This is a genomic window from Acinetobacter sp., assembly GCF_041919735.1.
Classification (GTDB): Bacteria; Pseudomonadota; Gammaproteobacteria; order Pseudomonadales; family Moraxellaceae; genus Acinetobacter.
In genome coordinates this window covers 14,691-28,514 of the sequence record NZ_JAYRTF010000032.1, presented here as the reverse complement: position 1 = coordinate 28,514, position 13,824 = coordinate 14,691, and the positions used below count along the sequence as shown (strand labels likewise).

Below are 13,824 nucleotides of genomic sequence, written 5' to 3'. Positions count from 1 at the left end.
CCGAAACAGTTAAGCAATGTCGGTTCGCAGGATGGGTTTGAGGAAGAACTGCAAGAGATTTCATCATCGGACAATGGCAAAAGCAATGTGACAGGGCGTGCAGCCATGTTCCTGAAAGGGAAAGTCAAGGGTGAATATCTACTGACCCTTGCCTATGATTCTGACAAGGATAAAAACCAGCGTTTGTTCCGTGATATTCGTCCAGATGAATATTATCCAGTTTATGGTGACTCGGCAGCGAAAGGTTTTGATGCACAAACAACCAGTAAGCTGTACGTGCGTGTGGATAAAGGCCGTTCTTATGCCATGTATGGTGATTATGTCACGCGTACCGAAAATGATGAAGGGCTGGCTTTAGGTCAATATAGCCGTTCATTAACAGGTGTTCGTGGGGCTGTCGAAACAGACCGCTATAAAGTAACGGCCTTTGCTGCGCAGACCAATACGCAACAGGTGACCAATGAACAACGTGCCATGGGGATTTCGGGTCCGTATAGCATGGGCAATGTCAATACCGATGATGTGCTTGCCAATAGTGAAAAAGTTGAGGTAGTGACCCGTGACCGCAATAATCCAGGCCTGATCATTTCGCGTAGCACTTTGGCACGTTTTACCGATTATGAAGTGGATACCTTTAGCAACAGCATTTACTTAAAAGATCCTGTACCAAGTGTTGATGCTGACCTGAATCCAGTCTATCTGCGTATTACGGTGGAATCTGATCAGGGTGGGGATGAATACACGGTTGGTGGTGTTACAGGCTCAGTGAAGCTGCTTGATCAGGTGAAAGTGGGTGGGGCTTATGTAAAAAGCAATAATCCACTGACGCAGGACCAGTTGGCCAGTGTCAATACCGTGGTGAAATTTGCCGACAAGGGTAAATTGATTGCTGAGTTTGCCCGTTCTGAAAATATTAATGACGGTTTAAACTCTTTAACACAGATTAACACCACATCAGATGCAACAGGTAAATTGTCGGGAAATGCGGCTCGCGTTGAACTGAACTATGCCTATAAGAATATGGAGCTGAAAACCTACCATAATCAGGCAGATACAGGATTCTATAACACTGCGGCACCAATCACTGCTGGACGTAAGGAAAGTGGTATAAAAGGGCGTGCGCAACTGGGTAAGATCGGTTTGGCAAAACTGGAGGCTATCCGTACTGAAGATTTGCAAAGTGGTGTCAATCAAGGTGTTTCTGCCAGTATTGAACGTGCGATCAGCCGTATTGTAGCAGTTGAGCTGGGCCTGAAATATTATGATGAGTCTGAGAATCCAGCACTGTTGGGGGCTTCACAAACATCGCCGTATCATGGTTTAACCGCACGTACAAAAATCACCACACAGCTTCCTTGGCAGGGTTCAAATGTTTTTGCTGAATATGAGCAGGATGTTTCCGAAGCTGAGCGCCGTATTTTTGCCTTGGGTGCGAATTACCAGATTAATTCAAAACTACGTGCCTATGGTCGCCATGAGTTGGTGTCCAGTATTCAGGGACTGTATGACCTAAATAACAATCAGCGTCGTAATGTTACAGTGTTTGGTCTGGACAGCAAATATAACAATAACGGCACAGCGTTTAGTGAATATCGTGTTCGTGATGGTATCAGCGCTCGTGAAGCTGAAGCTGCAATCGGTTTACGTAACCGTTGGGAACTGGAAAAAGGCTTCTATGCAACCACCAGTTTTGAACAGGTGAAGTCATTGTCAAAAGCAGATACCAATAACCAAAATTCGGATAACACTGCTGCATCTTTAGGTGTGGAATATCTGGCCAATCCAAACTGGAAAGCTGTTGCGAGAATTGAAGCACGTTGGGCTGACCAGTCTGACACCATCCTGAATAATCTGGGTATTGCCTACAAATATTCTGATGACGTGACTTTATTGGCGAAAAATGTAGTTAGCCTGACTGACAGTAAGAATGAGAATAGTGGTGATCGCCTGGTTGATCGTTTCCAGGTGGGTGCTGCCTACCGTGACACTGAGCACAATCGTTTTGATGCGCTGACCAAGGTGGAGTACCGCTATGACAGTAACAAGTCAGATTTAAATAATCCATACCTAAAGCATGTCTATATTTTCTCAAATCACTTGAATTATCATCCAAGTCGCGATATTACCCTTTCAGGCCAATATGCAGTTAAAAATGTGGACACAACGTTCTCTGGTTTGGAGTCAAGTGGTATGACACATATGCTCAGTGGTCGGGCAATGTATGACATCAATGAACGTTGGGATGCGGGTGTTCATACAGGTGGATTGTGGTCTAATATGAGTTCGGGGAAACGTATTCTATTGGGTGCTGAAGTAGGTTATTTAGTTGCTGTGAATTTATGGGTTTCAGGGGGATATAATTTCTCTGGCTATAAAGATGATGATCTTGTAGATAGCGATACTACGCTTCAAGGTGCATATGTGCGTTTTAGATTTAAGTTTGATGAAAATTTATTTGAAAATAGAAATATTACTAGCAATACCAGAGGTGCATTTTAATGAAAAAGCTTTTCAAGTGGAGCTAACGTAGGTTGGCTTTATTTTATTGCACAAATTGGATTTCCAATTTTATAATCCTAATGTTAAAAAATAATCTATGGTACGTTCTCCATTGATGGACATATTCCATTCTTTTTATCTATTCAATTAAAATAGATCTCTTTCATAAATCAAAAAACGATCTTCTTTTTGGTTAATATTTGCACTCCGGATTTCTTAGCATTCGTGCATAATCTGCGGATGAAATACATCGATTCAAACAAGCTTTCTGATCCTCAGTTCAAGCGATACACAGGCATCTCATGGTCAACTTTCTATTTGATGGTTGAGCAATTGAAGAAACATGTCCCTGCCAAAGGCAGACCGCCCAAGTTAAGCCTGGAAGACCAGGTTCTGCTCTGTCTAAGCTATTGGCGGGAATACCGAACCTTATTTCACGTTGCGACGAGCTACGGGGTTTCAGAGCCCACAGCCTCAAGAATTGTCCGTCATGTTGAAGACTGCCTGATTCGGTCCAATCTCTTTAATTTACCCAAAGATTTACCCGAGGGCGAAGGCATCGATTGGAATGTTGTGATCGTGGATGCCACAGAAATTCCAATCCAAAGGTCTAAAAAAACAGAAGAAAAGCTATAGCGGCAAGAAAAAGACCCACACTTTCAAAGTACAGGCCATCATTCATTATCAAACTCAAAAAATCCTGAGTTTATGTACGAGTCGTGGTGCCGTACATGATTTCGAACTCTTCAGACGTAACTTGAATCAGATTCCTGCAGGTGCATTTATCCTTGCGGATAAGGGTTATCAGGGAATTTATACAGTGTATCCAAATAGCTTGTTGCCATTAAAAGCAAAGAAGCGCTGTAAACTGGATTCCGAACTAAAAATCTATAATCAGGAAATCAATAAAAGAAGAATTGGAATTGAGCATGTATTTGGCAGTTTGAAAACCTTCAAAATTCTTGCTGAGCGATATCGCAATCGAGGCAAAAGACTAGCATTAAGATTCAATCTAATTGCTGGAATTTATAACTTGGAGCTGAGTGAAAAATGACTTATGAAAGAAATCTAATATATTATTTCACTGTTTAAAATAAAATAGGTTTTTCAACATTTCTCGTAGAGTCATAATTGATGAAATTGAGATGCAAATTCAAAACTATGCAAGTCCATATTCTTTTTAGTTTGTTTATTTGGTGCAAAGCCAAATGAGGACACGCCCTAGATAGTAACCTTTATTTATTATCATATGACTTCTACCTGCCTATAATCAAGCTTGAGCTCGCTAAGCGAAGCGGGATGAGCAAAATAGTAGCCCTGAAAATCATCACATTCATATTTTTTTAGAAACTGGGCTTGATCCTGATTTTCTATTCCTTCAGCAACCACGTGCAATCCTAGTTGATGAGCCATAACAATAATGGCTGCGACAATCGCGCCATCTTTTTCATTTTGAGGTAAATGTTCAATAAAGCTGCGATCAAGTTTTATCTCATCCACAGGTAAAGTGCGTAAATAACTCAGACTCGAGTATCCTGTGCCAAAGTCATCGACAGAAACCTTGATACCCAAATCACGAACAGCTTTTAGAATTTCTAAAGAACGGTCAGCACCCGCAATTAACATGGTCTCGGTGACTTCAATTTTTAATAGGTCGGGTTGTAACTGAGTATCAGATAACGTTTCCTGTAAGTCATGCAAAAAGCCTGTGCGCTTAAATTGTAAAGGGGAAAGATTGACAGCTACACTCAGGTTAGCTCCGTTTTTCTTGTTCCAAGCTACAATATCCTGACAGGCTTGCTGTAACACCCATTGGCCAATGACGACAATCTGGCCGGTTTTTTCAGCAAACGGAATGAATTCTACCGGAGAGATAAAGCCTCTTTGTGGATGCTGCCAACGGATTAAGGCTTCGACACTTTTTAATTGGCCTGAGCGAGCATCAATAACGGGTTGATAGACTAACCTGAACTGCTTTTCTTGCATGGCAACCATTAATTCGTGGCGCATCAGCACGTAATCGATTTTCGGTGTGCCGATAGAATTAAACGCATACCAATGCCAGGCATTTCCGCCTTCTTTTTTCGCTTCATTCATGGCATGTATCGCATGATGAAGTAATTGAGTCGATTTTTCTATTTGAGGGTCATCATCTGCAATGCCAATACTCGCACTCATATGAATTTTATGGCCATCAAGCTCAAATGGAGCTGACAGGCTTTTTAATATTTGCTCTGCAATAACAGCGACCTGTTTTAAATCATGGCATTTATTCAGAAGTATGCCAAATTCATCTGCTGAAAAATGGGAAATGATATCTTCTTCTTGAATGACCTGACGCAGGCGATTTGCTACAGCAATCAGAAGTTGATCACCAATGATGTGCCCCAAACTTTGATTTAAAGGCTGGAATCCATCTAAATCAACATACATCACAATCAGGGAGCGAGGATTGTCATGCTGAAGGTGGAAGGCAACATCCAGTATTTTTTCAAAAGTATGATGGTTAATTAATCCGGTTAAACTGTCATGGGTTTGCTGACGGGCAATATATTCGCTATTCGCCCGCTGTTGGGTAATATCTTGCTGAATCCCGATAAAGTGCGTGCAAAAATTTTTATCATCAAAAACGGGTCCTAATATGAGCTGGTTCCAGAACCAGCTGCCATCTTTACGATAGTTTTTTAAGGTCACCTGGATTTCTTGCTGTTCTTGAAGTGTATTGTGGATTTTATACACTGCCTCTGGATCTGTTTCGGGACCTTGCAGAAAGCGACAATTTTTACCAGTGATTTCTTCTTTTTTATAACCCGTCAGGCTTTCAAAAGCAGGATTCACATATTCAATGGCCTGGTCCGCGGTGGCCTTAGTCAACACGATGCCATGAGGATTGGCATCGACACTACGTTTCAGTAGCCGTAACATTTCTTCGGTTTCATGCCGTTCGGTAATATCATGGGCAATCCCAAATACACCGACCACCTGTTGGGCTTGTTGAATAGGTAAATAAGTGAGGTCTAGCCAGTAACATTTCCCCAAGGCATTCTGTGCCTGGATTTCCAGGTGTTGACTGTGGCCTTGCAAGGCCTGTTCAAATGCAGTTTGAGCTACTGACTGAAAGTCAGCACAAATAAATTTTGAGAAATGTGAGCCCCGAGTCTGTTCAAGATTAAATTTAGTGATCTCTTCAGAGGCGAGATTGACATCAATAATGATGCCTTCAGGATTATGTTCAAAAATCGCATCGGGATGGTAGGTGAAGAACGAACGGTATTTATCATTGAGCGCCAGTCTTTGTTGCCGTTCTGCATGCAGGTCCATACTCAGGGCAACCAGAGATGCGGCATGAGAAATTAACTTAATATGAGTAGAGGTGGGGCATTTAGGGGAACGATAATAGGTTGCAAAGGTTCCATAGAGCGTTCCCTGGGCATTAATAATAGGTGTTGACCAGCAGGCGTTCAGATTTTCTTCTTGAATCAGGCTATGGAAAGCTTCCCAGTTTTGGTCAGTGGCTAAATTTTCACAAATCACCAGTTTTCGGTGAAAAGCTGCCGCACCACATGCTCCCACATGTGGACCTATTTTTAAATCAGAAACGGTTTCTATATATCGGTTAGAAAAATGCTGGCTACCACTAATTAAATTTAAAGTTTGTTCTGTTTCTGAGTACAACATGATGGAGACCATTGAATCTGGTATCCGAACCTCTAACCATTCACTGACGGTCTGAAAGATGATTGCTAAGTCTGCATGTTGCCCAATTAAATTAAAGATGGATTGAGTATCTAAATAACTCGCTGTTTGACTCATATAGCATACCGTCCTTGAGTTGTATTGCGCATTTTTGATAGATTCTCAAGCGAAATTAGTAAAATCAGAGCTAAAGGTTGATTATTAATCTCAAATAAATAATATAACAAAAATGCTACAAATATCACACATAATTATCTAAAAGTCTTATAGTTATCAAACTTGAGATTGAAAGTTTTGTTTAAATAATAATTCTCTCGTAAAAATCATGGAGACTGAAAGAGAAATCCTCTTTTAAAGGGTAAGCAGTGTATATATTCGGTTACGTTTCAAATCCAGATTGGGTATTTGTATTAATCGAAGCTGTTTGAATATTTCAGTAGTCTGAAACCATCCCCGAATTATCCTATTTAAGATGGTTAGGTAGGGTTGCATGACTCTGTGTTTAATTAAATCATTAGTCCAAATTTACACACTAATCTAATTAATCAATCTTACTAACTCTAAATATTATTCACTTTTCCCATAAAATATAAAAAAGCTAAAATACTTCAATAGTTACTTAGTACGAAATTAGACCAATCAACCATCAAATTTTTCCTTTTCTCAAGATAAGCTCCACGTAAGTAAGCTGCTTCTACTTCATCAGGTAGTTTATGTGCTAGTACATGCTCACAGACTTCACGAGGATAATCAGTTTTATCGGCTGACCAATCACGAAATGTTGATCGAAAACCATGTGTTGTAATTACTCGATTTTGTTTTGGATCAATATAGCCTAAGCCATTTTCTTTAAACTTCTGTTCATGCAAACGTTTAATTAATGTGGTTAATGACATGTCAGAAAGCATACCACCACGAGGGGCAGGAAAAATAAAGTCTTGTGGTTGGGTATATTCTTTAATTGATTCAAGCAAAGTGATTGCCTCTTGAGACAATGGAACACGGTGTTCTTTGTCTGCTTTCATCCGTTCTTTAGGAATGATCCAAACTTTATTCTTAAAATCGATTTCCAACCATTTTGCCCCAAAAACCTCGCCAGAACGACATGCAGTTAAAATCGCAAATTCTAGAGCTTTAGGTGAAATTCCTTTTTTCTGTCTCAAGTGCTGAATAAACTCAGCAACCTGTTCATAAGGTAATGATGGGTGAGGACGCGACTCCTGCTTTAAATTCCCCAAGATTGGCTCGAGGTTACCTTTCCATTCAGCAGGATTATCACCAACAAAATATCCCATGGCCTTAGCATAATCAAAAATGGCTTCTATACGACCACGAATACGTTTAGCCGTTTCGTTCTTTTCAATCCAGATAGGTCTAAGAACTTCGGCAATATCAACTTTAGTAATTGTGCCAATACTGATATCACCTAAAGTTGGATAGATATAGGTTTCTAATGTGGATGACCATTGCCCAATATGCTTTTGATTTTTGAGTTCACGGGTTTTATTGGCAATAACAACTTCCGCACACTCCATGAATGTTTTGTCACGAAGTTTTTGGCTATGCAACTTTTCAAGCTGTTTCTGCTTATGTGCAATTGGATCAATGCCATTTCGTATTTGTAATCTTAATTCAGTTGCTTTAGCTCGGGCTTCAGCTAATGAAACTTCAGGGTAGGGACCAAGACCAATATCACGGCGATGAGGTTTTAACTTTCCATCTCTATCGAGACGTTTGCCAACAACAGCACGTAAAATCCAAACACGAGAATTGCCTTCGACATTCAAGCATAAGCCATCGACACCACCTACAGAGTGTCGACCAGTTGTTTTAATTTTTGCTACACTGAGTGCTGATAGCTCTTTAGATTTCTTTGGTATGATCTTTGGTTACCCCTCAACCTACCCCACATAAAATACTGGAAATGATTGGAATAGACAAGACAAAGTTGGATGGATTAAACTGTAAATTATTGAAAAATATATTTTTATAATATTGGATTGGATTGCTTTGGACTATTGTTAGACGGACACCGCTTCCGCCAAATTCAAAAAGCCCCTGTACTGCAGGGGCTTTTTTTTGTCTATAGTTTGCTGTTCAATTTGCCCCGCATGAAATTTGGATTGAATTGCACTTATCTGTTATTTATAGATGCTGATTGGATATCAAATTGGGTGCGTTGAGTTTTAATGGGCTGTGTTGCAAGCCTATCCCTAAAAGCTTATTCAGCCATAGAATTCTCAGATGAATAAGCCAGCACCTAAAATCTACGGTACAACGAATCGCTCTTCTTATAATCATATTTTGGTAAAGAGAGTAAATATCTCAATTGAGTTTGATCCTAGTACCTAGTGGTATGAAAAACCGCAGGACAAACAAGAACGAAATTAAGCGTATTTCGATGCAGCTATTCAATGCTGCCTCAGGATTAAATCCCTATTTCAAGTATTTTTACACATGTTTCCCAGCTTGGCGCATAGCTTTATTAAAATCGGTTCTGCTGGCCTGAAATTTTTAGGTGAAGTTGCATAGCAATGTAAAAGCATCAGCCTGAATATTGTCGCCAATAGTACAAGTATCATATCGGTATAGATGCTGAAATTCTGCAAATCCGAGCTGTTCCACTCACGGCTCATCATGTGTGTGATTCTCCAGTGTTAAGCGGTTTACACAAGTACATCTTTGCACAGCAAAACCGCTGCCAATGAGCATTTATAAAAACGGTTTTGGTTCTCTTTTATTACCAAAAATTATTTTAATTATTTTGCTTTATCCCATATATTGTAAGCAGTAGCTTAAGGCTGATTTCGGATGGCTTATTGGACAGAGGATCTCTATGACGGGATCATATCCTGAAGCTGCAATTAAAACCGTCAACCACGCAAAATTTTAATCAACGATATAATTAATTTGATTTAATAATGAATAATCTGTGTTTTTGGCTTTAGGCAAACATAGTAAAAAAAGAATTTGATCATTCATCATTTTCCCATGCAGCAGTTGTGCATGTTGCAGTTGTATATGGTTGCTTAATTTCTGTTTAAGAAAGCTGTTTTAGTTTATCCAGACTATTACAATTAATTTTGATTTATTACATTTATGTATAAGAAAAATTTATATGCTTGCTTGAGTGGTTCCTTGCTTTTCACACTTAGCTTGACTGGGTGCGTGAGTTATCATGCTTTGTCTTTGCCAACCGCCGCACACTATAGCGCTTTGACGGTTGATCGGGCTGCACTCAATCCTTTCCCTGCGCTAAAGGCTCATCCATTTAACCCAGATCTTGGATTGGATGCGCTGAATATTGCAATGCTGGCAGTAAGCAATAATCCTGAACTTCGACTTGCACGCCAAGATACCGGCGTTGCTGAAGCGCAGGTATATTCCGCAGGATTATTGCCAGATCCGCAGCTAAGTTTAGCGCATGATATCCATGTGGCGGCTGGGTCTCAAGCTGCTTCCAGTATTGGCCTGAATTATGATTTGATTGGCTTGCTGACACATTCTTTAGCAAAAAAACAGGCCAGCGAAAGCTTGCATCAAGCTGAATTGACTCTGCTTTGGCAAGAGTGGCAGGTGGTAGGCCAAGCACAGTTGCTGATAACTAGATTGCAAATGCAGCAAAAAACACTGACCGTCCTGCTGCAAAATCAGGCAATTGCCAAAGATCGCGTCAACCGCATGACGAAAGCCATGCAAACGGCTGGCGTGACGCGTGATCAGGTCAATGCCGATATGGTTGCGCTGCAAGCAGTGAATAGCCGTATTGATGATTTAAAAACAGCGCAGCAAACAGCACGTCATGATCTAAATGCATTATTGGGTTTAGCCGCAGACACGCAACTGAATTTAAAGTTTGACGTTCAGGATATGCTCCAATTACCCAAGGTAACGGATACTCAGCTTATTCGTATAGCACTGGATCATATCAATACACATCGACCTGATTTATTGGCTTTACGGGCAGGTTATGCCAGTGAGGATGCCAAACTGCGCCAGGCCATCTGGTCTCAATTTCCTTCGCTTAATATTGGCTTCACCAAAGCTAGAGATTCTTCGGGCATTCCCAGTCAAAGCCTAGGCATTTCATTCAATTTGCCCGTATTTAATGGCAACCGCGGCAATATTGCTGTGGAACAGGCGACTCGGCAACGCATGCATGAAGAATATCAGTCACGTTTAAATCAGACGGTGTTCGAGGTGCGGCGCTTGCAAGCCGAGCAGCAGCAGAACGTGGCAGTTTGGCAGGAGCGATACCTGCGTTTACAGCAGTTGCAGCAAGACGTAGAGCAAGCCGCGCCAGCACATGCACAACGTTTAATGGATGATCAAATTTGGATCACCTTGCAGAACAATATGCTCAGCCAGACGCTGGATTTGCTGAATGTGGAGCAGGCCATTCGCGAGCAGGCTGTTGGATTGAATACCTTATTGGGATTGCCTGTATCTCAATTGGCTGGAGTGAAACCATGATCAAACAGCACGCTTTGATTTTTACCCTGTTGGCAGTGAGCGTTACCAGCAGCGGCGTTGTATTTGCGGATACGCAAGGTCAGTCTAAAAAGGGCGCAGAACCCGTTGCTTTAGTGCAAACCCAGCTCCCTGTTAAAAAAACATTGACAGATACGCTCACGGCATATGGCAGCATCCAAAATCCGCCACAGGCGATTTATAACGTCAGCTTGCCGCAAGCAGGCCAGATTACCGCGATTTATGTCAGCCCGGGGCAATCTGTCCGTAAGGGGCAAGCCTTGCTGACCGTTAAAACTGATCCGCAGCTCATCATGAATACCGCACAAGCGCAATCTGCTGTGGTATTTGCACAGGGTGAGCGGCAACGAACTGCAAGTTTGCTGAATGCGCGTTTGGCGACGCAATCGCAGTTCGCAGCTGCTGAAAAAGCTTTAACCGATGCCAAAGCAGCATTGCAGGCTTTGCAGCAACAGGGCGGAGCACGAGAAACACAAACGATTCATGCGGCTGCTGATGCGCTGGTGAATAGCATGAGCAATCAGGTGGGGGATCGCGTGGCTGCGGCAACGACCATTATGCAGTTGGGGAAAACCGCCATGCCGCAAGCCATGATTGGCATTGCTCCAGAGATGCTGGATCGTGTACGGGCAGGTCTGCCGGTGACTATTCGCCCTGCGCTTAGTGTGGCGCAGACAGAGTCTTTACAGGGAACGATTATCCGTACTGATGGGGTAATCAATGCACAGACGGGGCGTGTTGATATTCCGGTACAGCTTAAACAGAGGCTATCTGGCCGTTGGCATATTGGCGTACCTATTAAAGCTGTGCTGCAATTAGACAGCGTGCAGCACAAGAATCAAAATGGCTGGGCCGTACCGCGCAATGCTGTATTAAAGGATCGGCAGGGATCTTATATCTATCAAGTGAAAAGCAATCGTGCGGTGCGTGTCCCCGTGCAATTAGGTGTGCAAACCAATAAAGAAAGCATGATCTATGGGCCGGTGGACCCTAACGTTAAAATTGTAACCTTAGGCAACTATACCTTGGAAGATGGCATGCGTGTACGGGAGCAAACCCGATGACTGCATTGCAAGCGCCGAATGATCAAGACGAGAAAGGCAATGGCATGATGCGATGGATGCAGCGGCATTACCGTTCATTATTGTTTTTAGTCATTATCTTAGGGCTATCGGGTATTGCGGCGGCAATCAAGCTGCCCGTTGCATTATTTCCGCATGTGGATTTTCCGCGGGTTGTGGTGTCTTTTGATGCAGGTGACCGCCCTGTTGAACCGATGACGCAAAATATTACCATTCCTGCTGAAAATGCGATTCGGCAAGTGCCGAATATCAGCAATCTTCGTTCGGTGACCAGCCGCGGTTCGGCTGAAATTTCTGTCAATTTTGACTGGAATGTCGATATGTCGATGGCGACATCACAAGTCAATCAGGCCCTTGGGCAGTTGCTGCCCAATTTACCCGCAGGCGTGCAGGTGAATGTGCGCCGTATGGATCCCACCGTTTTTCCAATTTTGGCCTACAGCTTGCGTTCCGACAGCATGTCGCAATCTCAATTGAGAGCGCTTGCCTACAAACAGCTGCGCCCAATGCTAACGACAGTGCCTGGGGTGTCGCATGTTGAAGTTGAAGGGGGGACACAAGACGAATATCAGGTGATGGTGGATCTAGCGGCCTTGCAAACGATGGGGTTGAGCATTGGTGATGTATCGAATGCCTTGGCGGCGGCCAATGTGGTGACTGCTGCAGGCCGGCTAGAAGATCAGTACAAACTTTTTTTGATCATTACCAATACCCCGCTTAAAAATGAAACTGATATTGGCAATGTAGCCGTGAAATCGGGGCCTGATGGTGTGGTGCTGCTCAAAGACATTGCGGTCATTGGCAAATACCCGGCACAGCAAGTGACACGGGTCAATGCAGATGGCCATGATGCTATTTTGCTGAATGTCTATCAGCAGCCTGCAGGCAACAGCATCCAAATTGTCCAAGATGCAGCAGCCAAATTGGCATCAGTGCCATTACCCGCGGGGGTGCATCTGACCAGTTGGTACGATCAAAGCCAGCTGGTCTCTGCTTCTGCACGCAGTGTGCTGGATGCCATTTTAATTGGGATGGCATTGGCGGGCATGGTCCTGCTGATTTTTTTGCGTAACTTTAAAATTACCCTGATTGCCGTCGTAATGGTACCTTTGACATTGGCATTGACGACTCTTTTACTCACTTGCCTGAACATGAGCTTCAATATCATGACTTTGGGGGGGATGGCTGCTGCTGTAGGGCTGATTATCGATGATGCGATTGTGATGGTGGAGCATTTAGTACGCCGCCTGCATGAGCGCGCTATTCAGTTGGAAGATGGACAGCAATCAGATCGCGCGCAAGTCAGTCAGGGCATTATGTCTTCAGCGCAGGAATTTTTGCGCCCGTTGGCGGGTTCATCCGCTTCTACCATTGTTATTTTCATTCCATTGGCGTTTTTGACAGGTATTACAGGGGCATTCTTTAAAGCATTGTCCTTAACCATGGCTTCAGGTTTGGTTATTTCCTTCTTGCTGACTTGGTTTGTTGTGCCGATGCTGGCAGATATTTTTCTTAAAGATAAAGATATCCGTCCGCATCAGCCAAACCGTTTTGCTGAACTGATTACAGCTCGTTACCAGCAATTGCTGCAAGCATTGATTCGCCAGCCGCTGCTGGTGCTGCTGCTGGTTTTGCCTTTACTGGGATTAGGCGGTTTTGCCTTTACCAAGGTGGGATCGGGTTTTATGCCGGCCATGGATGAGGGCGGTTTTATTTTAGACTACCGCACGCCTGCGGGGACATCGCTTACTGAAACAGATCGTCTCTTGCATCAAGTTGAGCAGATTATTCAGAAAAACCCCAATGTATTAACCTATTCATGCCGGACTGGCAGCGGTTTAGGGGGCGGTCTGGTTGAGCCGAATCAAGGGGATTTTTTTGTCCGCTTGAAACCGCAGCCTCGTGAGCCGATTGATGCGGTGATGGAAAGTGTACGCAATGAGGTGGAACAGCAAGTCCCGGGGGTTGATGTTGAATTGGCCCAATTAATGGAGGATGCGATTGGCGATTTGACGGCTGTGCCGCAGCCTAATTCCAGCGGGGGATGCGATTGAGA

At 43.0% G+C, this 13,824-nt stretch carries 7 protein-coding genes and 2 pseudogenes; 7 read left to right on the top strand and 2 right to left on the bottom strand.

Going from position 1 to position 13,824, the window contains the following annotated elements; translation table 11 throughout:
* The 3 genes and pseudogenes from ACE3T3_RS14735 to ACE3T3_RS14725 form a co-directional block, all read left to right on the top strand.
* Nucleotides 1-2,499, top strand: a pseudogene (locus tag ACE3T3_RS14735) (hypothetical protein); the annotation flags it as partial.
* A gap of 240 nt (nt 2,500-2,739) precedes the next feature.
* Nucleotides 2,740-3,135, top strand: coding sequence for a transposase family protein (locus tag ACE3T3_RS14730; RefSeq protein WP_374668229.1), 396 nt, complete (start codon nt 2,740-2,742; stop codon nt 3,133-3,135).
* A complete protein-coding gene (locus ACE3T3_RS14725; RefSeq protein ID WP_120366086.1) occupies nt 3,083-3,553 on the top strand; it encodes a transposase family protein in 471 nt (156 codons plus the stop codon). The genes ACE3T3_RS14730 and ACE3T3_RS14725 overlap by 53 nt, the downstream gene beginning before the upstream one ends.
* 191 nt (nt 3,554-3,744) lie before the next feature.
* Here the strand turns inward: ACE3T3_RS14725 and ACE3T3_RS14720 are convergent, their stop codons facing one another.
* Nucleotides 3,745-6,312 (bottom strand): EAL domain-containing protein, encoded by a 2,568-nt coding sequence (locus ACE3T3_RS14720; protein ID WP_265464941.1) that lies wholly within the window; start codon nt 6,310-6,312, stop codon nt 3,745-3,747.
* Nucleotides 6,313-6,803: 491 nt separating this feature from the next.
* The gene (locus ACE3T3_RS14715) at nt 6,804-8,075 is read right to left on the bottom strand and encodes a tyrosine-type recombinase/integrase (protein ID WP_265464940.1); all 1,272 of its coding nucleotides are present in this window, start codon (nt 8,073-8,075) and stop codon (nt 6,804-6,806) included.
* Between the two features lie 364 nt (nt 8,076-8,439).
* On the opposite strand from ACE3T3_RS14715, the pseudogene ACE3T3_RS14710 reads away from it, so the two are divergent.
* From ACE3T3_RS14710 to ACE3T3_RS14695, 4 genes and pseudogenes are all read left to right on the top strand, one after another.
* Nucleotides 8,440-8,864, top strand: a pseudogene (locus tag ACE3T3_RS14710) (IS5/IS1182 family transposase); the annotation flags it as partial.
* Nucleotides 8,865-9,363: 499 nt separating this feature from the next.
* The gene (locus tag ACE3T3_RS14705) at nt 9,364-10,668 is read left to right on the top strand and encodes a TolC family protein (RefSeq protein ID WP_374668226.1); all 1,305 of its coding nucleotides are present in this window, start codon (nt 9,364-9,366) and stop codon (nt 10,666-10,668) included.
* Nucleotides 10,665-11,750, top strand: coding sequence for an efflux RND transporter periplasmic adaptor subunit (locus tag ACE3T3_RS14700; protein WP_374668224.1), 1,086 nt, complete (start codon nt 10,665-10,667; stop codon nt 11,748-11,750). Before ACE3T3_RS14705 ends, ACE3T3_RS14700 begins: the two co-directional genes overlap by 4 nt.
* Nucleotides 11,747-13,822 (top strand): efflux RND transporter permease subunit, encoded by a 2,076-nt coding sequence (locus ACE3T3_RS14695; protein WP_374668222.1) that lies wholly within the window; start codon nt 11,747-11,749, stop codon nt 13,820-13,822. Before ACE3T3_RS14700 ends, ACE3T3_RS14695 begins: the two co-directional genes overlap by 4 nt.
* Nucleotides 13,823-13,824: the final 2 nt, after the last annotated feature.